At 64.6% G+C, this 22,677-nt stretch carries 19 protein-coding genes; 3 read left to right on the top strand and 16 right to left on the bottom strand.

The window, feature by feature from the left end; all coding sequences use genetic code 11:
* Positions 1-5: 5 nt before the first annotated feature.
* Together ACH49N_RS07245 and ACH49N_RS07250 are read left to right on the top strand one after the other, a co-directional pair.
* Positions 6-1,556, top strand: coding sequence for a cation acetate symporter (locus tag ACH49N_RS07245; RefSeq protein ID WP_358271335.1), 1,551 nt, complete (start codon positions 6-8; stop codon positions 1,554-1,556).
* Positions 1,553-2,830, top strand: a complete 1,278-nt coding sequence (locus tag ACH49N_RS07250; RefSeq protein ID WP_358271336.1) for an amidase — start codon at positions 1,553-1,555, stop codon at positions 2,828-2,830. The genes ACH49N_RS07245 and ACH49N_RS07250 overlap by 4 nt, the downstream gene beginning before the upstream one ends.
* A 103-nt stretch (positions 2,831-2,933) precedes the next feature.
* On the opposite strand, the gene katG is transcribed toward ACH49N_RS07250, so the two are convergent.
* From katG to ACH49N_RS07320, 14 genes are all read right to left on the bottom strand, one after another.
* Positions 2,934-5,168 carry a catalase/peroxidase HPI gene (katG, locus tag ACH49N_RS07255; RefSeq protein WP_358271439.1) on the bottom strand — a complete coding sequence of 745 codons (2,235 nt, stop codon included), beginning with the start codon at positions 5,166-5,168 and terminating at the stop codon, positions 2,934-2,936.
* A gap of 71 nt (positions 5,169-5,239) precedes the next feature.
* Positions 5,240-5,668: a Fur family transcriptional regulator gene (locus tag ACH49N_RS07260; RefSeq protein WP_358271337.1), complete on the bottom strand. Its 429-nt coding sequence runs from the start codon at positions 5,666-5,668 to the stop codon at positions 5,240-5,242.
* Positions 5,669-6,015: 347 nt separating this feature from the next.
* Complete coding sequence (locus ACH49N_RS07265; protein WP_317768548.1) at positions 6,016-6,144, bottom strand: hypothetical protein; 129 nt, start codon at positions 6,142-6,144, stop codon at positions 6,016-6,018.
* 448 nt (positions 6,145-6,592) lie between these two features.
* The gene (locus ACH49N_RS07270) at positions 6,593-8,341 is read right to left on the bottom strand and encodes a helix-turn-helix domain-containing protein (protein ID WP_358271338.1); all 1,749 of its coding nucleotides are present in this window, start codon (positions 8,339-8,341) and stop codon (positions 6,593-6,595) included.
* A gap of 154 nt (positions 8,342-8,495) precedes the next feature.
* On the bottom strand, positions 8,496-9,866 hold the full coding sequence (locus tag ACH49N_RS07275) for an FAD-linked oxidase C-terminal domain-containing protein (RefSeq protein WP_358271340.1): 1,371 nt from the start codon (positions 9,864-9,866) through the stop codon (positions 8,496-8,498).
* 82 nt (positions 9,867-9,948) lie between these two features.
* Positions 9,949-10,275 (bottom strand): putative quinol monooxygenase, encoded by a 327-nt coding sequence (locus tag ACH49N_RS07280; protein ID WP_358271341.1) that lies wholly within the window; start codon positions 10,273-10,275, stop codon positions 9,949-9,951.
* A 224-nt stretch (positions 10,276-10,499) separates the two neighbouring features.
* Entirely contained in the window at positions 10,500-12,149 is a 1,650-nt protein-coding gene (gene groL / locus ACH49N_RS07285; RefSeq protein WP_213573928.1) for a chaperonin GroEL, read from the bottom strand.
* Positions 12,150-12,196: 47 nt separating this feature from the next.
* Entirely contained in the window at positions 12,197-13,222 is a 1,026-nt protein-coding gene (locus tag ACH49N_RS07290; RefSeq protein ID WP_358271343.1) for an NAD(P)-dependent alcohol dehydrogenase, read from the bottom strand.
* Positions 13,219-13,965 carry an iron-sulfur cluster assembly protein gene (locus ACH49N_RS07295; RefSeq protein ID WP_358271345.1) on the bottom strand — a complete coding sequence of 249 codons (747 nt, stop codon included), beginning with the start codon at positions 13,963-13,965 and terminating at the stop codon, positions 13,219-13,221. Before ACH49N_RS07295 ends, ACH49N_RS07290 begins: the two co-directional genes overlap by 4 nt.
* On the bottom strand, positions 13,962-15,008 hold the full coding sequence (locus ACH49N_RS07300) for an amidohydrolase family protein (RefSeq protein WP_358271347.1): 1,047 nt from the start codon (positions 15,006-15,008) through the stop codon (positions 13,962-13,964). Before ACH49N_RS07300 ends, ACH49N_RS07295 begins: the two co-directional genes overlap by 4 nt.
* Before the next feature lie 78 nt (positions 15,009-15,086).
* Positions 15,087-15,428, bottom strand: coding sequence for a propane 2-monooxygenase effector subunit MimD (mimD, locus tag ACH49N_RS07305; protein WP_201453501.1), 342 nt, complete (start codon positions 15,426-15,428; stop codon positions 15,087-15,089).
* On the bottom strand, positions 15,425-16,531 hold the full coding sequence (locus ACH49N_RS07310; protein WP_358271349.1) for an aromatic/alkene monooxygenase hydroxylase subunit beta: 1,107 nt from the start codon (positions 16,529-16,531) through the stop codon (positions 15,425-15,427). Before ACH49N_RS07310 ends, mimD begins: the two co-directional genes overlap by 4 nt.
* A gap of 50 nt (positions 16,532-16,581) precedes the next feature.
* Complete coding sequence (locus tag ACH49N_RS07315; protein ID WP_159919146.1) at positions 16,582-17,625, bottom strand: FAD-binding oxidoreductase; 1,044 nt, start codon at positions 17,623-17,625, stop codon at positions 16,582-16,584.
* 84 nt (positions 17,626-17,709) lie between these two features.
* The gene (locus ACH49N_RS07320) at positions 17,710-19,344 is read right to left on the bottom strand and encodes a methane monooxygenase (protein WP_358271352.1); all 1,635 of its coding nucleotides are present in this window, start codon (positions 19,342-19,344) and stop codon (positions 17,710-17,712) included.
* 980 nt (positions 19,345-20,324) lie between these two features.
* On the opposite strand from ACH49N_RS07320, the gene ACH49N_RS07325 reads away from it, so the two are divergent.
* Positions 20,325-20,837 carry a hypothetical protein gene (locus tag ACH49N_RS07325; RefSeq protein ID WP_358271354.1) on the top strand — a complete coding sequence of 171 codons (513 nt, stop codon included), beginning with the start codon at positions 20,325-20,327 and terminating at the stop codon, positions 20,835-20,837.
* A gap of 190 nt (positions 20,838-21,027) precedes the next feature.
* On the opposite strand, the gene ACH49N_RS07330 is transcribed toward ACH49N_RS07325, so the two are convergent.
* Positions 21,028-21,630, bottom strand: coding sequence for a DUF2867 domain-containing protein (locus ACH49N_RS07330; protein WP_358271355.1), 603 nt, complete (start codon positions 21,628-21,630; stop codon positions 21,028-21,030).
* A gap of 43 nt (positions 21,631-21,673) precedes the next feature.
* Positions 21,674-22,372, bottom strand: coding sequence for a M23 family metallopeptidase (locus tag ACH49N_RS07335; RefSeq protein ID WP_317768561.1), 699 nt, complete (start codon positions 22,370-22,372; stop codon positions 21,674-21,676).
* Positions 22,373-22,677: the final 305 nt, after the last annotated feature.

Consider the following 22,677-nt stretch of genomic DNA (forward strand, 5'->3'; position numbering starts at 1 on the left):
GCGCCATGAACCTCGTCTCCGCTGCACTTTTCGCGGCCCTCGTCGTTGTCACCCTGATGATCACCGCGTGGGCTTCCAAGAGGAACAAGTCCGCCGCCGATCACTACGTCGCAGGCGGCAGCCTGACCGGCAGGCAGAACGGTGTCGCCATCGCCGGCGACTTCATCTCTGCCGCCTCGTTTCTCGGAGTCACCGGCGCGATCGCGCTGACCGGTTTCAACGGGTTCTACCTCGCGGTCTTCGTGCCCGTCGCGTTCGTCCTCGCGATGCTGCTGATCGCGGAACCCCTGCGCAACCTCGGCCGCTTCACGTTGGCGGATGTTCTCGCCACCCGGTTCCCCGGTAAGGACGTGCGGTCGATGATGGCGATCAGCACGGTGGTGATCAGCGTGGTCTATCTCGTGTCGCAGCTGGTCGGTGCCGCGCTTCTGGTGTCGTTGCTGTTCGACCTCGACTACGCCGTGGCCGTGTTGATCATCGGAACACTCACCACGGCGTACACGTTGGTGGGTGGCATGCTCGCCACCAGCTGGATCCAGATCATCAAGACCGGTCTCCTCATGGTCTGCGCCGTCGTGCTGTTCGTTCTCGTGCTGGTGCGGTTCGATTTCAATCCCTTCGGCCCGTTCAGCACCGCGCTCGCCGAGTTCGGGCAATCGTTCGTCGCGCCGCAGCGTACGTCCGGTGCCGCGTCGTTCGACCAGTTGTCGCAGACCGTCGGGCTCGTCCTCGGCGTGCTCGGCCTGCCGCACGTGATGATCCGCTTCCTCACCGTTCCGGATGCGAAGCAGGCGAGAACGTCCGCCTACACGGCGATCTGGATCTTCTTCGCCTTCTACCTGCTGGTTCCCGTGCTAGGCTACGGCGCCGCCAAGCTGGTCGGTGTCGAGGCGATCAAGTCCGAGAATCGGGGCGGCAACCTTGCGGTCGCGCAGCTCGCCGAGACGGTCGGCGGCGGCGTCCTGCTGGCGTTCGTCGCGGCCGTGGCGTTCGTGACCATTCTGGCCGCACTGTCCGGCCTGGTGATCGCCACCTCCGGTGCGATCGCACACGACCTGTACGGGCAGGTGATCAGGAACGGATCGGTGTCGGCGAAGGCCCAGCATCGCGCGGCCCGGGTCGCGACGGTGGCAACCTGCGTCATCGGTGTCGCCATCGCCTTCGCGGCGCAGAAGCAGAACGTCGCGTTCCTCGCCTCACTGGGGATGTCGATCGCAGCATGTGCGAACCTGCCGGCACTGCTGCTGACCATGTACTGGAAGCGCATGACGGCGCGTGCCGTCATCTCCGGCATCGTGGTCGGGCTTGTCCTGTCGGTGACCGTCATCCTGCTCAGCCCGGTCGTGCAGGGACCGGACTCCATCCTCGGATTCTCGAACCCGGCACTCGCCGTGGCACCCCTCTCGCTGGCGGTGTCCATCATCGTCGCGCTGTTGTCGGCGCCGTCCGGGGAGACGAAAGCACGAGCCGATCGCCTCTTCTCGGTGATGCGCACCCGAGCGCTCACCGGGCAGACCGAGACGACGAGCGACGACACGATGGTGGCGATGCGATGAAGACGGAACTACGGTCACCGAGCCCACTCCGGGAGCTGGCTGAGCAGCTGGCGACGGGCGCGACAACGCCCATCGATGTGGCGGAGGCGGCACTCGCACGAATCGCGGACCTCGAGCCGGAAATCCACGCCTGGGCCCACCTCGATGCCGATGCGGTGCGGTCCGCGGCCGCCCGAATCCAGGACGGCGGCCCGGACGGCGCGCTCTGGGGCCTGCCCGTCGGCGTCAAGGATCTCATCGACGTCGCCGGTATGCCGACGCGCTGCGGCAGTGAGCTGCGGGGCGCGGACTCCGCGACGACGGACGCCGATTGTGTGGCGCGTGCGCGTGCCCTCGGCGCACTCCCGTTCGGTAAGACGGTGACCACCGAGTTCGGGTACTTCAAGCCCGGCCCGACCCGCAATCCCCGCGCCCTGGGTCACACCCCCGGCGGGTCGTCGAGCGGCTCGGCGGCAGCGGTGGCCGCGGGCATGGTGCCGCTCGCATTTGGTACACAGACCGCGGGGTCGCTGACGAGGCCGGCGTCGTTCTGCGGAGTCGCAGGTTTCGTCACCGCTCACGGCGAACTCCCGACCGCGGGCATCACCGGGCTGAGTCCCAGTCTCGACACGGTGGGGCTGCTGGCACGAACCGTGCCCGATCTGCACTTCGCGTGGACAGCACTGCGCGACGGCACGCGAGCGCCCGCTCTCGAACCTTCCGCTCCGCACCGGCTGCGGCTGTGGAGCGGGTTCGAGCTCGGCGAGGTATCCCGAGAGATGACGGCGGCGCTCAGGACGACCGCTGATTCCGCCGCGTCGACGGGGATCCAATGCCGTGAGTTGGACTCCGCCGCAACGGTTGTGGCACTGACGGAACACCACCACACAGTGATGACGTACGAAGCAGCTCGCGAACGCGCCGCCGATGCCGCGCAGACCGACAAGATCAGCACACCCCTCGCCGAACTGTTCGCCGCGGGGGCCGCAACCACAGAAGCGGATTACCGGGCCGCCCTCGCCGGAATCCGCGAGGCCCGACAGCTGCTGCTCTCGGCGTTGGACGAGGACGAAGCAATCCTCGGACCCGCGGCTCTCGGCGCCGCGCCGCACGGCCACGACGCGACAGGGACGCCCATCATGAGCCGACCGTGGCAGGCCATGGGTCTGCCGGTGGTCACGATCCCTGGCAGTCGTGACAGTGCGGGCCTTCCCCTCGGATTGCAGTTGATCGGGCGTCCCGGTGCCGAGCAACGACTCTTCGAGACCGCCGCCTGGCTCGAATCTGTGCTCTGACCGGGAAGCGTCAGTCAATGAAGTTCGACGGTGGCACAACCGCGTGCCTGGTGTGCCACCCCGGAGCGGTGAGCTCGCGGGGTGGCACACCCGGGTGCACGGGTCAGCGGAGGTCGAACCGATCGAGGTTCATCACCTTGTCCCATGCGGAGACGAAGTCGTGCACAAACTTCGCCTCGGCGTCGTCGGCGGCGTAGACCTCGGCCAGCGCGCGAAGCTCCGAGTTCGACCCGAACAGCAGGTCGACACGGCTGCCGGTCCACTTCACCTCGCCGGTGGTGAGGTCGCGGCCCTCGTAGATACCTGAGTTCGCAGATGTGGGCGCCCACAACGTTTCCAGATCGAGCAGGTTCACGAAGAAGTCGTTGCTCAACGACCCGGGGTGTGCGGTGAACACGCCTAGCGACGACTCGTTGTGGTTCGCGCCCAGCACCCGCAGGCCACCGATCAGCACCGTCAACTCGGGAGCGCTGAGGTTCAGCAGATTCGCCTTGTCGATCAGCAAATACTCGGCGGGCAGCCGGTGTGCCGTCCCGAGGTAGTTGCGGAACCCGTCCGCGCTCGGCTCGAGCGCCGAGAAGGATTCCACGTCGGTCTGTTCCTGTGTGGCGTCGGCTCGTCCCGGAGTGAAGGGAACCTCGATGTCGTGTCCGGCGTTCTTGGCGGCCTGCTCGACAGCCACAGTTCCGCCCAATACGACCAGATCGGCGAACGACACCCGGGTGTTCCCGGTCTGGGCGGAGTTGAACGACTCCGCGATGCCCTCGAGGGTGCTTACCACGTGCGCGAGCTCGTCGGGGTTGTTGACCTCCCAGCTCGCCTGCGGCTCGAGACGGATACGGCCGCCGTTGGCGCCGCCGCGCATGTCGCTTCCGCGGAACGACGACGCCGCCGCCCACGCAGTCGAAATCAACTGTGGAACAGTCAAGCCCGACGACAGGATCTGCCCCTCGAGGGTGGCAATGTCATCGGCGCCGATGAGGTCGTGGGTCACGGCGGGGATGGGGTCCTGCCATAGCAGCGTCTCCTGCGGGACCAGCGGCCCGAGGTAACGGGCGACCGGGCCCATGTCGCGGTGGGTCAGCTTGTACCAGGCCTTGGCGAATTCGTCCGCGAGCTCCTCGGGGTGGTCGAGCCAGCGACGGGTGATCCTCTCGTAGGCAGGGTCGATCCGCAGGGAGAGGTCGGTGGTCAGCATGGTGGGGGCGTGCCGCACCGAGGAGTCGAAGGCGTCGGGAACGGTGCCGGTACCGGCACCGTCCTTCGCGATCCACTGGTTGGCGCCGGCGGGGCTCGTGCTCAGTTCCCATTCGTAGCCGTACAGGGTTTCCAGGAAACTGTTGTCCCACGTGGTCGGGGTGGGTGTCCAGGTCACCTCGAGGCCACTGGTGATGGCGTCCTTGCCCTTACCTGTGCCGAAAGAACTTTTCCAGCCCAGGCCCTGCTCCTCGAGCGGTGCGGCCTCGGGCTCCGGGCCGACGTGGTCGGCGGGGCCGGCCCCGTGGGTCTTGCCGAAGGTGTGGCCACCGACGATCAGGGCGGCCGTTTCTACATCGTTCATCGCCATCCTGGCGAACGTCTCGCGGATGTCCGTTGCCGCGGCGAGCGGGTCCGGGTTGCCGTTCGGGCCTTCGGGGTTGACGTAGATCAGACCCATCTGGACTGCCCCGAGGGGCTTTTCGAGGTCCCGGTCACCGGTGTAGCGGTCGTCGCCGAGCCAGGTGAGCTCAGGCCCCCAATACACGTCCTCTTCCGGTTCCCACCGGTCCACCCGGCCTCCGCCGAATCCGAAGGTTGCGAAACCCATCGACTCCAGTGCAACGTTGCCGGCGAAGACCATGAGGTCGGCCCACGACACCTTCTTGCCGTACTTCTTTTTCACCGGCCACAGGAGCCGGCGCGCCTTGTCGAGGTTCGCGTTGTCGGGCCAGCTGTTCAGGGGCGCGAACCGCTGCATCCCGGCGCCGGCGCCGCCGCGACCGTCGGTGATGCGGTAGGTGCCCGCCGCGTGCCATGCCATGCGGACGAAGAGGGGGCCGTAGTGCCCGAAGTCGGCGGGCCACAACTCGTGTGAGGTGGTCATGACCTCCTCGATGTCACGCTTCAGAGCGTCGAGGTCGACGGCCGCAAATTCCTTGGTGTAGTCGAAGTCCTCGTCCATGGGATTGCGCACGGCGGGGTTCTTCTGCAGGATCTTCAGGTTGAGCTGGTTCGGCCACCAGTCACGGTTTCCCCCGCCTTCAGTGGGGTGCTTCTGACGACCGTGGGCAACGGGGCAGCCGCCGCTCTGCGCGGGCTCCGTTTGGGCCTCGGCGATCGGAGGGTGTTCTTCTGCGATGGTCTGGGTGTCAGTCACTGCTTTCCTTCCAAAAAGGGAGTAATCCGGGCTCTGCTTGGTGGATCGGGTTGTCAACGGCGTGAAGGGGAACAGTCGGGGCACGTGCCCCAGAAGATGACCTCCGCCTCGTCGATACGAAATCCGTTGTCGTGCGAAGCGGTCAGGCACGGCGTGTCACCGACGGCGCAGTCGACGTCAGCGATGGCTCCACAGGACCGGCAGACCACGTGGTGATGATTGTCACCGACCCGAGACTCGTAGCGCGCCAAAGATTTTGACGGTTGGATGCGCCGCACCAACCCTGCCGCGGTCATCGCGTGAAGCACGTCGTACACCGCTTGCTGAGACACTCGGGGTAGAACACCGCGCACCGCCGCGAGGATCGTCTCCGTGTCGGCGTGGGGATTTGCCTGCACCGCCTCCAATACCGCAAGCCGCGGCTGGGTCACACGCAGATCGGCGAGCCGCAACTGTCGTGCGAAATCCGTTGTCGAAGACACGGGCAGACTATGCCCCGGCTTTCTGTAACTGATCAAGATAATGAGTCATATTGAGACGCTGCGGAACCCGGTAGCGCATTGCACAGCCGGGTTCACGCCGGCTTGCGTGCTCGCTGTTTCGAGGTGGCGAGACTGGCGCGGCATGCGGCGATCAGGCGGATAGTGGTCGGATATGGGCCGGCGACGCGACGCAGCGGTAGATCCACCGATGGTGTAGCGGGCACGTGACGCGGTCGTCGGGAGCCAAGCGCAGATCATCCTCGGCAGCGGACTCGCTCGCGAGCCGCTCTCGAATGCATCTCGTGGGTAACGCAATCCAGATGAAGATCGATTTTCGGTGAGGGTCGTCATGACGTCACCTCCACCAGATCGAACTGTGCATGCAGTTGTGCCCAGGTGGTCTTGCGGCGGCCGTCGGAGCTGCGGTATGTAGCGTCGCCGTCCGGCAACCAGGTCCGCATCAGGTCATCACGCACGGGAGGGCGGTCGGTGGGGGCGGCCGTCGTGCACAGTGGAGCCACCAGCCAGACCCGACCACTACCGGAGTGCTCTCGCCCAGTCGTTGTGTGAAGAGTATGCGGGTTTGTCGTCATCAGAATCGCCTTCTCGGTTGCTGCGCTAGACTTCGGGTTTCGTACCGAGTGCACTATCTCGGCATCCCCCATAATCCGGCGGAACTGGCGTGATGGCCGTCTCATTTCCGGACACAGAAGGGATGCTGCCCCGACGAATTGGATACGACCACAGAGGACCATCGGCCCCCGATCGGCCGCGATCGTGCGGCTTCCCGGTCCGTACCGGGTTCGGGCATTGAGCAATCCGAACCTGAGGCAGGAAGCCACGACGCGGGGGGTGTTCGCGATCAGCGATAGCCGAGTAGCTCCGCGTGACTGCGGGGCGGCCAGTCCATGCTTGGGAGACGACTTACAAGCCGATTCCGAACTCCTTGATTTTCCGGTAGATCGTCGCGCGTGAGATGCCGAGCGCGGTTGCCGCCGCTTTCTTGTTTCCGTGGTTTTCTTCTAGGCTGCGGACGATGGCGTCTCGCTCCAGGGCCTCGATCTGTGTAAGCGTGTGTCGGCTCAGCGCCCGGCATACCGGTGGCAACTGATCGACCCCGGCGATGCCGGAGCGTTGCCGCTGCACCACCTCCTGGAGGACCTGCCGGAGCTCGCTCACGTTTCGGGGCCAGCTGTATTTGCACAGTTGACGCATTGCCGCAGGGTCGAGCGATAGCTCTGCCCCGTGGCCCAGCTGACGGAGTAGGAGCGGCACCAGGTCGTGGAGATCCTCGATGCGGTGGCGCAGCGCGGGCACGGACACGGTATGGCTGAAATAGGGCAGGATCAGCGTGTCCAGATCGGTGTTGTGCGCTGCAGCGCCGATGGTTACACCGATCCAGCCGGCGTGCTCGCGTCCGGAAATGAGGTCGGCGACAGACCTCTGATGCTCCTCGTCGAGCAGATCGATGTCGCGAAGGATGATGCTGAAGCGGTCCTGTTCGAGTTCTTGCCGAAGCGCCTGCATGGCGCCACTGTCCCCCGACAGCTCCGTCCCACTGAAGATTCGCGTTCGAACCGGAATATGGACCATAGCAGCCGCTTTGAGTGCTGCAGTGCGACCGCTTCCCGGCTCCCCGGAAACCGTCACCCACTGTTGTTCGCGAGCGCAGCGGGCGATCTGCTGGCAACTACGGCGCCAGGAAGCGCTGCTGCCGGTGATACCGGGCAGGAAATCATGTCTCTCTGTTGCCGGGATCGCGGAGTTGGCGGTGTCGAGGAGGTGTACGTAGAACAAAGCCATCTGCCGTCGCGATCCGAATCCGAAATCCTCGGTGGACGACAGGCGCGCCGACAGTCCGCTGGGTAGGGCGACGATATGTCGATGTGTGGCAGGCATTCCTGTCAAGTCGACAGCGTGCTCGAGCAGCGCAGCTTGGTCTTGGGCATCCAGTGCCAGGCGCAGGCGACGGTTGAGGAGCACCAGATCGTCACCCAGAGCGAGAACCCCTGCTTGCGGTGCCCGCCGACCGGCCTTCAGATAGGCGTTCAGGAGCGCTGTCTGCTCGGCACTGGCCTGTGCAAGGAGCCGGCCTTCGATCTGGGCGGTTGCGGATTTGGCCAGGGTGGCCAGCAGTGGTCCCCCGTCCTCGACCCAGCCGGTCAGGTCGAGCGCGCCGACGAGAGCTCCGGAAATCGGGTGGGTGATCGGGACACCGGCACAGGCCAGTTGCCCGAGACATTCGACGTAGTGTTCGGCGCCGGTGACCAGGGTTGGTTGCCGGGTCTCGAGAGCAGTGCCGATACCGTTGGTACCTGCGAATTCTTCCGAGTAGCTGAAGCCTGGGGCCAGGCTGACAGCGTCGAGCGTGCGATTGAGCCGCTGGCTGGCGGCGATCCTCGTCAGGATCACTCCGTCGGCGGATGTCAGAATCACACTGACCGGCTCGTCCACCAGCCCGTCCGCGAGCTGTTTCAGGACCGGTCCAGCAGCCGTGACAAGGGGACAGTCCAGGTTCGGCTCCCGGACATACGGGAGATCGAGCTGATCAGGTACCACTTTCAGTGACTTCGACCGCTGCCAGGAGGAGTAGATGTCCTGCCGAATGGAGCTGTCGAGATGATGCTCGGAGAGAAAACGCTCACGTGCTACCCGTAGATCCTTAGCGGTCATGGTTCCTCTACGCCCTCTTCTTCCACCGGTTACATGCTTGAGCGTACGGCGTCTCAATGTGATACGAGTCTCAGTATGAGACACACGCCGAGCCACCCGGGGATGGGCACCGTTCGAGGCAGGACTACGGGATCGATATCTGCGGGGATGGCGGTCAGATCGCGCGTCCCGGATTGAGGATCCCGGGAGGGTCGAACACCGCCTTGATCTGACCCATGAGCACTCGCTCGTGTGTGCCTACCATCGTCTCGAGGTAGTTGCGTTTGAGGTCGCCGACACCGTGCTCGCCGGTGATCGATCCGCCCAGCGCCAAGCACCGGGTGACCATCTCGTCGAAGGCGCGGTAGGCACGGTCGGATGCGTCGGGGTCAGCCGCGTCGAACACGATCGTGGGGTGGAGGTTTCCGTCCGCGGCGTGCCCGAAGGTGCCAACGAAAAGGTGGTGGCGGTCAGCGATACGGCTGATGGCGTCGAGCATGTGCGGTAGCCGGGGCACCGGCACTGCCAGGTCATCGAGCAGGGTACTGCCGTAGCGTTCGAGGGCGGTCAACGCTACACGCCGAGCCTGCATGAGCCCGTCGCTTTCGACCGGGTCGGTGGTCACGAAGAGTTCGGTCGCCGCACAACTGCGGCATGCTTCGGCGATGCGATCGGTTTCCGCCTCCGCGGCCTCGCCGTCGCACTGGATGAGTAGCAGCGCACCGACGCTCTCGTCGAGGCCCATCTGGGTCATGTCGTTGACCGCGGTGATCGTGTTGTGGTCCATGAGTTCCACCAGGCTCGGGTCGGCCACGTGCTGAATCGCCATCACCGCGTCGACGGCCTGGACGGGGTCGGCGAACGTCGCCACCACAGTGGATGCGTACGCCGGTTTTCTGCGCAACCGCATGGTCGCCTCGACGATGACGGCAAGAGTGCCCTCGGACCCGACCAGCAGTTGCGTGAGGTTCAGGCCGGCGACGTTCTTGCGGGTGACGGCACCGGTGTGGATGATGCGGCCGTCGACGAGCACCGCCTTTATCCGGGCGACGTGATCACCGGTCACCCCATACTTGGCGCAACAGGGCCCACCGGCGTTTGTCGCGAGGTTCCCACCAATCGTGGAGATGGCGCGACTGCCTGGGTCTGGCACGTACCAGAGTCCTCGCTCTGCTGCTGCAGTAGCGAGGTCGCCGTTGACGACACCGGGTTCGACCGTCGCGGTACGTGACTGCTCGTCGATCTCGAGAATGCGGTTCATCTTCTCGGTACTCAAGACAATGCACCCCTCGAGCGCATTGGCACCGCCTGCCAGGCCGGTCCCCGCACCTCTCGTGACAACCGGAATCGTGTACCGGTAGGCAGTCTGCAGCGTCGTGACGACGTCGTCGACTGTCCGGGCACGAACCACGGCTATCGGTTGACCGGATGGCGAGAGCAGCGCCTGATCGCGGGTGTAGGCGATCATGGTGTCGCCGTCGGTCACCACAGCATCGCCGAGAACCGCAACCAGATCCGCTACGGGGCCGGTCGTCACCACGGTCATGCCTTGTCCTTCCGCACTGTTGTGTGTCCGTCACGTGTGCACCACACCGGGGTTTGCCTGGCCCGGTGTGGTGCGTGGCGCATTACGAAGCGATGTCCAACTCGCCCATACGGGACCAGTCGTCGCCGGGAAGCTCGGTGTGGAGGATGCGCGGTGTCTCGCTCAGTGCCGGGCGCATCGCGTCCAATCCCTTCCGGAAGTGGTCCGCATTGACATGGTCGGAACCGGCCTGCCCGTCGGCGAATGCCTCGATCAGCACGAACTCGGCGGGATTGTCGGCGCTACGGTGCCATTCGAACCAGAGATTGCCCGGTTCCGATCGGGTCGCGTCGGTGAACTCCTTGGTGATGAGCAACCAGTCGTTCTGGTGTGTGTCAAGGACCTTGAACTTCACGACAATAAAAATCATGACGCCTCCACTGATCTGTGTCGGAAAGCCTTTCACCGGGCGGAGCAAGGCTGACGGATATGACCTGCCATAGGGATCCTGAGGGGGGGTGCGCCGGGGGCGCGGGTTACCGGCGGTCAGGTGCGCACCCACCTGACCGCCGGTAATGACCCTCTCCGGTTCGGATCGGGTCAGTGGGTCACCGCCTCGCAGGACCAACGAGGCGGGTGACCCACTGGTCTTTGTCAATAGATATTCGACGGGCGGACCATGCCTTCGGCGAGATCGCCGAAACCGGGCGCCATGATGGCACCGGGATTACCGATCACCTCCTCCACGACAGCGGTCTCGGTCGTGATCAGCAGTGCCGCGATCGAGGCGGCACTCTCGAGCGCGGCGCGGGTGACCTTGAACGGGTCGATCACCCCGTCGTCGAACATGTCCCCGTATTCACCGGTGAGCGCATTGAAACCGTGGCCGAGCGGTAGACCGGCGACCACCTCGACGACCTCGTCGCCTTCGAAACCGGCGTTGATCGCGATCCAGCGCAGCGGTTCCGGAAGAGCGCGGCGCACGACGTCAACCCCGATGGCCTCGTCGCCGGCCAGGTCGAGATCGGCCAATGCCCGATGCGACTGCGCCAGCGCGGTGCCACCGCCGGAGACGATCCCGGCCTCGAGCGCGGCGCGGGTGGCGGCCAGGGCGTCCTCGACGCGCAGCATCCGCTCCTTGAGCTCGACACTGGTCGCGCCGCCGACGCGGATGACGGCAACCCGCCCGGTGAGCCGGGCGATGCGCAGTTCGAGGCTTTCCTGATCCGCCTCGATCTTGGCGCGCTCGAGCTGCGCCTCGAGCTGCGCGATGCGGGCGTCGAGCAGACGCTGGTCCCCGTGGCCGCCGACGATCGTGGTCTCGTTCTCGGTCACGGTGATGCGGTCACACGAACCGAGATGCTCGACACTGATTTCGGACAGTTCGATGCCGGTGTCCTTGGCGATCACGTGCCCACCCAATGCCACCGCGAGATCTTCGAGCTCGGCAACGCGGCGATGACCGAACCCTGGAGCCCGAACGACCACCGACTGCATCGTCTTGTGCATGTTGCCGCCGACGAGTAGTTGCAGGGCCGGACCGTCGACGTCCTCGGCCAGTACGACCAGGGACCGGTCGGCTCGCTTGGCCACCTCGATGGCCGGCATGATGTCCTGGACCTGGCTGATCTTCTTGTTGGTCAGCAAAATCAGCGGATTGGTGTGCACCGCTTCCATCCGCTCCGGGTCGGTGACCATGTAGCCGGAGATGTAGCCGTGGTCGAACTCGATGCCGTCGACGATGTTGACCGACAGCCCGAGGGTGTCGCTTTCCTCGGTGGTGACGACCCCGGACTTGCCGACGTAATCAACCGCCGTCGAGATGGCGTGTCCGATCACTTCGTCGTCGCTGGCGGCGAGGGTCGCGATCCGGTGCAGATCGCTCTGCCCCGCGATCTGGGAGGCCTGCTCACGGAGGGAGTCGACGACCGCGGACACTGCCCGTTCGATGCCGCGCCGCACCCGCATGGGGTTGGCGCCGGCATCGACCGAGCGCAGACCTTCGCGGACCATGGCCTGGGCGAGCACGGTGGCGGTGGTGGTGCCGTCGCCGACCACACCGTTGGTCTTCATCGCCACCTCCTTGACCAACTGGGCACCCATGTTGGCGAAGGGTTCGCGAAGCTGGATCTCGCGGGCGATGGTGACGCCGTCGTTGGTGATCGTCGGCGGTCCGGTGAGCTTTTCGAGTACCGCGTTGCGCCCCTTGGGGCCGAGGGTCACCTTGACCGCGTCGGCGAGGGCGTTGACGCCCTGCTCGAGGCGGGCTCGGGCGTCCGTGTTGTACCGCAACTCTTTTGCCATGACTGATGGTCCCTTTCGTACTTTTCTTGTGCGGAGTATGCAGCGCGTCAGGGGACGAGAATCGCCCGGCCGCGGACCCGACCGGCATCGAGATCGTCGAGGGCTTGCTGGAAGTCCTCGAGCCGGTACCGGGTGGTGTGCAAAGTGACCTTGCCCTGGGCGGCGAGGGTCATGAGCTCCTGCAGGTCGTTGTAGGAGCCGACGAGATTTCCGATGAAGTTGATCTCGGTGGAGATCACGTCGATGGTCGGGACGTTAATGTTCTCGCCGTAGCCGACGACGTAGTAGTTTCCGGCGCGGCGCAGCATCGCGATCCCTTCGGCGGTGGCACCGCCTTCACCGACGAAGTCGACGACGGCTTCGGCGCCGTGCCCGCCGGTCAGGTCGAGCACCTGCTGGATGTGGGTGCCGTCGGCGACGATGCCGTGATCGGCGCCGATCTTCGCGGCGAGGTCGACCGCGGCCGGGTTACGGTCGAGCACGACCACGGTGACCCCGGAGATCGCCTTGAGGACCTGGATGCCGATGTGCCCGAGGCCGCCTGCCCCGATCACCACGCACACGTCTCCGGGGCGGGTGGTCCTGGCGACCTTGGCGACGGCGTGGTACGCCGTCAGGCCCGCGTCGGCGAGGGCGGCGACGTCGGCGGGTTCGAGCGAGTCGTCGATCCGGACCACGCTGCGGGCGGTGGTGCGCAGATACTCGGCATATCCGCCGTTGGTGTCGATGCCGGGGAACTTGCTGTTCTGGCAGTGGACGTCGTCACCGAAACGGCACGCCCGGCACAGCCCGCACGTGATCAGCGGGTGCAGGATCACCTTGTCGCCGACCACCACGTTGGTGACGGCGTCACCCACCGCGTGGACCCAACCGGCGTTCTCGTGACCAATCGTGTACGGCAGTGCGACACCGGACTTCTCCTCCCACTGCCCCTCGAGAACATGCAGGTCGGTGCGGCACACACCCGCGCCGCCGATCCGCACGATGACATCGAGGGGACCCTCGATCGTGGGTTCGGGAATGTCGGTGAGCTGCAACTTGGTGTGGTATCCCACCACTTGCACGGCCTTCATCGGGGGCTCCTGGTTCTGAGATTAGTGATTCGCGGAGTGCCGCCGACGGATTCGCTGTCCGCGTAGCGGGTGGCGAGCAGGCCGCGGCAGAAGTGGGCGTTGCCTTCCATCGAAATGCGCACCGATTTGGCGAACCTCAGCCGCATCGGCACCGACTCCGCGGGGATGCGTTTGCCGGCGTCGTCGACGAACACCGGGCTGGCCGGGCAGATGCTCAACCCGATGCCGATTCGGCGTCGCAGCAACGCGGCCTTCGCCTTTCCGGGGGCGAGGTCGCTGAGAACGAGTCGGTAGATCTCGTTCACACCCAGGTCGGTGGTCTTCAGGTGCGCCTCCACACAGCGTTCCATCGCCGCGGCATGTGCCTTGGACCGGAACGTTCGGCGCAGTTCGTGCAGACTCTCTTCCGCCTCGGAGCCGAACGTTCCGACGTATCCGGCGTCGGCTGCGAGGCCGGTGTTGATCTTGTCGCTGTCGTGGTGGTCGTCGAGCATCACCCGCACCTCGCCGATGTCCTCGATCAGACGCAGGGCGTCGAGGGCGTCGGAGGCCATGAGATAGGCAAAGTTCGGCGAGCAGAATGCGGTGGGCAGCCGCAGGTGCACGGTGACCCCGTCGTCGTCGAGGGTGACCGACCGGACGAAACCGAGATCGGTGATCGGCTCGTCCAGTTCCGGGTCGGTGACCGTCGACAGGGCCATCAGAACGTCCTCTTCGGTGCAGACGACGGCGGCGGTGGTCATGACGGCACGGTTTCCCGCGCCCCGGCAGCGACCTCCACACCTTCCTGCCCGGCCGGCTCGGCCAGTTGCAGGTCCGCGGGAACGTCGATGTCGTACAGCGCTGCGGCGTTGAGGCCGAGGATCTTCTGCTTCTGCTCGACCGTAATCGGGGCGTACTCGCCCTGCATGTCCTCGGGGATCTGGAAGTCGACGAACTTCTCGATCAGCCATCTCGGGGTCCACAGTGCGTAGTCGCTGCCGAACAGGATCTTGTCCTCGCCGATCCAGTAGAGCAACTCGCCGATTATCTGGGCGAAGTAGCGGGGCCGGGTGTGGATGAACGGCAGTGCCACTGCCAATCCGCCGTAGACGTTCGACTCCTGGGTGGCGATCCAGCAGAAGTCCTCGAGCCGTGGCAGACCCACATGTTCGACGACGAAGCGCAGGTCCAGGTAGTCGGTGGCGACCTTGTCGACGTCGGAGACGTCGAAGGCGTCGCGGTCGAGGGGACGGATCGTCGGTCCCTTGTGGACATGAATGTTCTTGATCCCCAGCTTGATGCACTCTTCGAGGTAGCGCCGCGACCACGGGTCGTCGAGTTTGTAGCCGCGGGAGTCGCCGTGCCATTCGGCGGTGTAGAGCTTGACGCCCTGCAGGTTCATCCGGTCGGCGTCCTTGCGGAGTTGTTCGAGCCCGGCCTCCTCGTGCCGTGGGTCGTAGGCGTGGTTGTAGGTGAGCCTGCCGGGGTGTTTGGCGACCAGGGCGAGCGCTTCGTCGGTTTGCCCGAATCCGTTGTGGTAGAAGTCGCTGAGCAGGGTGGCCTGAAAGATCGCGTGGTCGACGTATCCGTCCACGAAGATGTCACGTTCGAAGCGTTCGCTGCCGTAGTACGTGTAGGTGTCGTAGTCCCACACGACCTCTTCGGGGCTGAGGTTCTTGTGATAGTCGTAGAAGCAGTCGATGAACTGCTTGCCGTGCACGTTCTTCTGGTTCGACTCGCGGGCGTCCCAAATGTGCACATGCCCATCGACGATGAAGTACTTCTGACCGTCCTTCTGATACATCGCGTCCTCGCTTGGTCCTGGTTTTCGGGTGGGCTGGGGGTGTCCGGGGCCACCCTGCGTGGCCCCGGACAGCTGCGGTCAGTGCTCGGTGAGGTCGAATCCGATGTACTCGGCGGCGTCTTCGGGACTGGCGAACAGCAGGGTCTTGTCGTCGAGGTGAACCATGCGCCCGTAATGGGTGGAGCTGATCTCCTCGAAGATGGAGCCGTCGAACTCCTCACCGAGAGCGTCGGTGAGTTCCTCGTAGTCGAAATTCAGCAGCTTCTGGCCGTCGACGCGGATCATCGACGGGTACTCGGTCAGCTCGACACCGTCCTTGGCGCCCATCACCTCCGCGACGACGCGGCCGATGGGGGTGTTCATCAAGGTGACGCCACACATGTTGGAGAACTCGGTGGTCGATCCGAATTGCATGGTCACTGGTCCAACTCCTTGGGGATGTCGAGCCCGAGGTCTTCGAGCAGGGAACGGAACTTCGCGGTTGCGGCGTCCAGACTGGTGGCGAAGGTGACCGCCTTGTCGGCCGGCTGCGACCAGATCGGCTGCAGTGCCCGGGCGGCGGCGAGGCACCGGGGCACCCAGGTGGCGAGCCAGGTGCCGAACAGCTCCTTGTTCGTCTCCCCGTGTTCGGGGTCGCGGGTGAGCAACCGGAACAGGTTGCGGGTGTAGTTGAGGTCGCGGTCGTAGTCGTGCTCGCCGGTGCCGACGATGGTGGGGGTGATGTAGTCGCCGTTGCCGGCGGCGATCTGCATGACCAGTTCGGTGCGGAACAGCGATCCCACCAGCTGCTCGAAGACGATGTTCGAGGCGAACAGCAGCTCACACCAATCGGGTACCGCGGTGAGGCGCTCGACGACCTCCCGGGTGGGTTGCCACTCGGGAGCGGACTGCCACACCTCCTTGTGCGCGGCGCCGTCGAAGTTCTCGGTGGCCTCGGACAGATCCAGGTTGAACAGTGCGAGGTCCTGGGCGAAACGCATCTTGTGGGCGGCGTTCACCGCGACGGCGGTGTTGATCATGTTGGTCGGGCAGGACCGCTGGATGGAGGTGAACACGTGCAGCGCCAGCCCGTTCTCGGCGTGCATCCACGCCCCCAGGTTGCGGGAGATGAACGTCAGCCACGGTGTGTTCCAGCCGTCGTAGACCCGGGCGCGTTTGGCGTTGGACAGGCACAGTTCGACCTGGTGGACGACCTTGGAGTTGTTACGGAAGATGGTCTGGTCCCACTCCTCGTTCGGGTCGAGGAAGGCGTGCCAGTTCGACGACTTCGCGGCCGTCCACTCCTGCGGGTAGCCGCCGGGGCCGTCACCGAATCCGTAGATCCAGCCCTGGGAGAGGTGCCGATCGGGGTCGGGCTGGACGTCGACCGTGACGTCCTCGTACATCGTCGACCGCTTCTTGGCGGGCGTGTAGTAGGTGAAGGTGCGGCTGCGGGAGCTGGGGAATTCCAGTGCACCGGCTTCGGAGTCGGTGAACTCGATCTTCGGAAAGCTCCGCTGCTTGGGCTCGGAAGTTGCGGTCATCTCGTTTCTCAGTTCTGTCGGTGAATAAGGATGGTGTTTCCTCGGGGCGCCTAATCGAATGCGGGGCTGGTGAACTTGTCGTAGAAGATCTGGTCGTGCGGGGTGCCCTCCGCCTCGAGCAGTTCCAGGGCCGCGTCGACCATCGGCGGCGGCCCGCACAGGTACACCTCTGCCCGACCGAGCTCGGGTTCGCGGCGGCTGACGACATCGGTGACATTGCCGTCCTCGACGGCGATCGCACCCACCGGCGCAGGGTCCATCGATTCCGACAGGCAGGCCACGAACGTGAAGTCCGTCAACCCTTGTCCGAGTTCGATAATTTCGTCGAGATAGAACAGGTCCTGCGGGGTGCGGGCACCGTAGTAGAAATGCACGGGGCGGGTGTTGCCCGTCTCGCTCATGTGCCGCAGCAGCGACAGCAGCGGAGCCATCCCTGCGCCACCGCCGATGAAGACCATCGGCAGGACATGGCCGTCCTTGATGGTGAACGACCCGTACGGGCCGGTCAGGGCGATCTCGTCACCCACCGAGATCCCGTCGTCGAGCAGGCCGGCGAACTTGCCGCCGGGATACTTCTTGATCAGGAACTCGACGTGCCCCGGCGTCGATTGCGTTGTCGCCATGGAGAAGGAACGATGCTCGTCGGTGCCCGGGATGTGCAAGTCGGAGTACTGGCCGGGTCTGAATTCGTACGCCGCGGGTTCGATGGGCGCCAGCCGCAGCGACACGATGTCCTTGGTCATCGAATCGATCGCGGTCACCTGGGTGCGCACATCCTGGATGGGGACACCGCCGAGGAGTTCGTCCTCGTCGAAGTTGAGCAGTTCGATGGTGCAGTCGCTGTATGCGGTAGAACGGCACAGCAGGACGTGTCCGTCGTCGACCTCGGCGTCGTTGCACGCAAACGTCGAGTAATTCTCCATCTGGATATCGCCGTCGAGAACAAACGACTTGCAGGCCGAGCACCGCCCCTCACGGCACCCGTGCATCAGGTGAATGCCCTGCCGGAATGCGGCATCGAGGATGTACTCGTCCTCGCCGACTTCCATCTCGATATCGACGGGCTCGAAGTTGATTACGTGCTTGTCGGCCACGGGGTCTCTCCTGTGCTTGTGAAGTGAATGGTGAGGCGGCGGGTGGCGCCGGAAGTGGCCGCGGCGCCACCCACCGGGCCTGAATCAGGCCGGAACTGCGCCGCCGGCGCGGTACGCGGCAATGTGCGCGTTGCGTTCGGCGTCGGACATCTCGTTCAAGAGCACGTTCGGGCTCTGGAACGTGTTGCCGCGGACGTCGTCGAGAGTCCACAACTTCTTCGGGTCGTCCAGGTGCAGGTGCGGCTGACCGATGAGGGTCTTACCGTCGTCGCGGACATAACCCAGGTCCTGCACGATGTCGGCCAGATCCTTGCCGTGATGCAAGGTCTCCCACTCGCGGAATCCGGTGAGACGTCCCATGTTCGGGGTTTCCCGGCCCTCGTACTCGCCGCGGAAGGCGACCGCGTCGGTCCAGTAGCAGGTCTCCGAGCAGTAGGTCCGCCACTGGTTGTCCACCTTCTCGACCACCATGTCCTCGCGGATCAGGGCCGGAACCATGCACGTCCAGCACCGGTGCGGGTACTGGTACCCGACCTCCTCGAACGCAATCGGCTTGTTGCGGCCCGGGTAGGCGAGACGGTTGTACTCCTCCCACCACTTGCCGTACTTCGAGTACCAGCCCGGGTACTTGTGCTCGAACCACTCGAAGTCCTTGTCGGTCATCGTGTCGATCCGCCAGTAGTTCACCGGCCACCCGGTCGCGAAGAACCGGGCTACCTCGTGGACGTAACCCTTCTCGGTGATGCGTTTCCACGACTCCTCGACCAGGTCGTGCGGAATCGTCAGCCCGTACTTCTCGAGCGGGATGAGATAGCTGCGGTAGTAGTCGTCGTAGATCCACCGCCGCCACATCTCGGCGTAACTTTCCCGGTCCTTGCGGCGGTCCTTGGTGCCGTACTCGATGAAGGTGCCGATCGCGGCGTCGACGACACAGTGGTTGTTCCACCACGCGTACCGCAGGTCGCGTTCGAGCAGCGGCCGGTTGCGCTCGTCGGCGAGGGCCATCAGCAGGATCGAATAGCCGTTGGAGATGTGCCGGGACTCGTCGGACTGCACCGAGTGGAACACCGTCGGCAGCAGGTAGTCACCATTGGCGGCGGCCTCGTCGGGCATCGCGACGAATAGGGTGTTGGTGAACGCGGTCTCGGCGACCACGGTCAGGTAGATGTTCGCGGCGGTGATCGCGTCACCGGTGATGAAGCCTTCACCGAACTGTCGGCCGATGGTGCCGGCGTAGTTGTTCGAGAACGCCTTCTCGGTGATGTCGAACCCGGCCGGGTCGATGTAGTTGTTCATGTACAGCTTCTTGAGGTTCATCTGGATCGTCGAGTGACGAACCTCGTCGATCATCTGCACCGCGAGCCCGTTGTGAATTTCCGGGTTGGGCACGGCGTCGATGGCCATCGGCATCGCACGGGCGGCCGAGATTTCCGGGAACGGGATGATCGACAGGAACAGCTTCTGCCATTCGAGCCAGCGCTGCTGAACCTGGCGGAACATGTTGCCGCGGATGGCACCATCCATGGCACCGTACACGCGGTTGTCCTTCTCTTCCTCCATCGGGAAGTAGGACCGCATGATCTGCTTGAGAGGGTCCTTCTTCGGAGCCTTCTCGAAGGTGTAGTCGGTGCCGAACCGGGTTGCCGGGGTCGCGAAGGTCGGATCCCATGACAGTTCGGTGATCTTCGCGTGGGCCTTTGTCAAGCTTTGCCTACTCAATGTGCGCCTCCTGTATCGGGTGCCGGCCGAGTGCCGGCGGTGGGGACGTTGTGCGATTGATTCAACCGCGTAATCCAGCTCACGAGCGTCTCAGTGTGAGACGGGCGTCACATTGAGGCGGTGTCGGGCGTCCGCACTCAGCTCTTCGACATGACGGACCTGTGAGGGTTTGCGTTTCGGCGAAGGATGGCGGTCATCGGGGGTGGCCCACCCGTTGAGCGTTCGTATCACTGCAAGCAGTTGCCATCCCACATCGCTCCCCCTCGGCGGATGAACTGCCCCACTCCCGCGCGGATCTCGCAACTGACAACATTCCAAGACGCGGAGGTGAGGAATTCGACGCACTCACACGTTCTCCGTGGAGACTTACTCCGCACCAGTGGTATTGGGTGCCGCCGATGTTTCGGATTGGCTAGTTCTTCTGGACCGCAGAGGATTACGTTCCGAATGTTGCGCGCTGCCCGCCAATCGCTCACTGATTTCATCATTCTCGACGGTGCACCGGGAGTATGCCGACTGCGGCGCCGCGGGGGGATTCAGCTCGAACGGTGGCCGCGGCCTGCGAATCATCCAGACCGGACATCGTTGCAGATGCCCGACGGTGTCCACTGCACGATCCCTGAACTGGGTACAGGGTTTCGGGGGGCCGTCGCGCCATGCCGCGGAGATATCCCTTCTATCCCATGCTGCCATCGCAGTCATGTCGGTCGCCCCGCACGACCGGCTGCGAAGATCACGATCGGTTCTTGCTGCGCTGGCACAGATGTACTCGACCGAACGACGGATCACCGCCGATGGGCTCGGCCTCGAGGACATGACCGCCGCGACATGCAGCACGTTTTCTCACCATGAGCTCACGAGTTCTGTCGGTCGCCGCCGATTCCGGTCGCGCGTTCAACGAACACACGGCCGAAGGATTGCTGGGAAAGCGCTTTGCTTGACCTCTTGACTTGACCTGCTTGACCGAGGAGCATGGTGACATGAGTACACCACTCAAGAAGGTCATCGACGATCAGCTCAACGCCAGCGGGATGGCCTCGGAGCAGCTCGACGAGGTCGACGCCAGCTACGTCGCCGCCGGCGTGAAGAACGTGCTCTCGAACCTCAAGGCACGTCGCGCATGGGAGAACCACATCGGCGCGATCTTGACCCACAAGCAGGCAGTCGACGCCACCGGCTGGACGAAGCAGGCCCTCAGCCAAGCAGTCAAGGAATCTCGCGTACTACGTCTGACCGCCGCCGACGGGACGATCGGCTACTGGTCAGGCGGATTGACCGACACCGCGCCCCACGTCCCGATCCGAGGGATCAAAGACGTCCTGAAGGCTTGGGCGTCCGCCGACGTCCAGGCCTGGACCATCGCATCGTGGATGTCGAGCCAACAACCAGAACTCGACGACCGCACTCCTAGGCAGGCCCTCCTCGACGGCGACACAGCCGATGTCGTCAAGCTCGCACGGCAGGCATCCGCTACTGGGCGCGACACGAAATGACCCACGTTCACGCCTTTCGCGGTATTCGCGCAGAGTGGGGACCAGACCAGCACCGTGGCGATTCCGAGCGAATTCACAGTGCTCGAAACCGATGACCAACATCTACTACCTGTTGTGGGACTACGGGTTCCACAGCTTCGACGCGGGGCTCAGCGCGCCGCCGGAGTGCTGTTGTTCGTCGGATCCGGTCTCATCGCGTTTTTCGGCGCTCAGCGCTTGCCCGCCATGCCCGCCCGAACTCCCGCATCATGAGTGGGTAGATGATCAGATGCCGGAACGGCTTGATCGCTGCCATGTAGGCGGCCCCGAGCTTCCCGTTCCGTTTCACGAGTATGGCCATTTGGCCGCGGTAACCGCCCGCCTCGTCGGGCACCCAGCCGACATGGAGAATTCCGTGCACGGTCCGGTTTACAGCTTCGAGCGCCCACTCGTCGTCGAGTTGGTACAGCGAGGTGAACGGCAGCGTGTCAGTGGTGGGGCCGGGGCCGCCCGAGCTCGCACGCAGGTCGTCCGGCAACCGATCGGCGAGTGTGGGAGCGGGCACACGTGAACCGGCGTCCTGATCGTCAATCCCGAACACCTTGCCGAGCTCGAACCGAATCGCGAACAACAGGCGCATCGGCCACGGCCCGCGCCGCATCGGGTCGAAGGCTGTAATCACCTGCACCAGCCGGGGAAAGTCGTCCGGACCACCGGGTGTCGGTAGAGCCCACACATCCTCGAGCCGGAAGTCACGGGTGAATTCGTGGAATCGCCAGGGCCGAGATGTGTGCGCGCTCTTCGGCAGTCTCATCTGCGCATCGTAGGATGCGCGACTACGTCTGTATACGCGTGTCTCAGCCGCCGTGTCCGGGAACGGACACTCCGCGCGAGCTGAACCAGCCGACGGGATCGATCTTGGCGCCGTTGGCCGTCCACACCTCGTAGTGCAGGTGAGGTCCGGTCGACTGACCGCGGTTGCCCATGGTGGCGATGTGATCGCCCGCGCGGACCTGCTGCCCGACCGATACGAGGGACCTGTCGATGTGGCCGTACACGCCGATGGTGCCGTCGTCCTGCTTCAGACGGACCCACTGCCCGAATCCTGACGCCGGACCCGACTCGATCACCGTGCCGTTGGTGACGGCCTTGATCGGGGTGCCGATGGAGTTGGCGATATCGATGCCGTTGTGGTTCGTGCCCCACCGCGGGCCGAAGCCCGACGTGAAAGTACCGTCGGTCGGGAAGACGACACCCGGTCGACGCGCGGCTTCCTCAGCGGCAGCTCGTTCGGCGGCCTCGCGGGCAAGCCGCTCGGCCTCGGCCCTCGCCCGCTCGATCCGCTCGACCTCACGCTGGGTTGCCTGCTGCAGCTCGTCGGTGAAGTCGGTGAGTTCCGTACGCGGGAACTGCAAGACCTGGGGTGCCATCGAGAGCGACACGCCCGCCTCCGCAGCGGTAGGCGCGATGCCGACGGCCACATCGCCGGTGGTCGCGGACGCGATCGTGCTCCCGGCCACGAGCAATGCACTGGCGGCAAGCGGGACTGCTATCAGTCGGCCGCGAACGGTCTTCAGGTGGCGGCGCCGTAGGGCGCGCGGTGCTGGGTCGATTTTCCGGTGTCGAGACAAACCAGATTCCTCTGTCGAGCGGGGTAACCGGTAACGAATTGATCACGGTTTCGTCACAGGCTACTACGCGTTCGACAGGTTACGGCGCGTCGATTTGACAAGCATGTCCTGGCCAACGCCGATTCACGAAATTTTGTCGGAACACCAGTCCCGTATGCACCAATCGACACCAACTGTCACGCGAAAACGGTGACCGACCTCACAGTTAGGTCACAGGATAGACGTCGGAT

It is taken from the genome of Rhodococcus sp. NPDC019647 (assembly GCF_044389235.1).
Taxonomy (GTDB): Bacteria; Actinomycetota; Actinomycetes; order Mycobacteriales; family Mycobacteriaceae; genus Rhodococcus_F; species Rhodococcus_F oxybenzonivorans.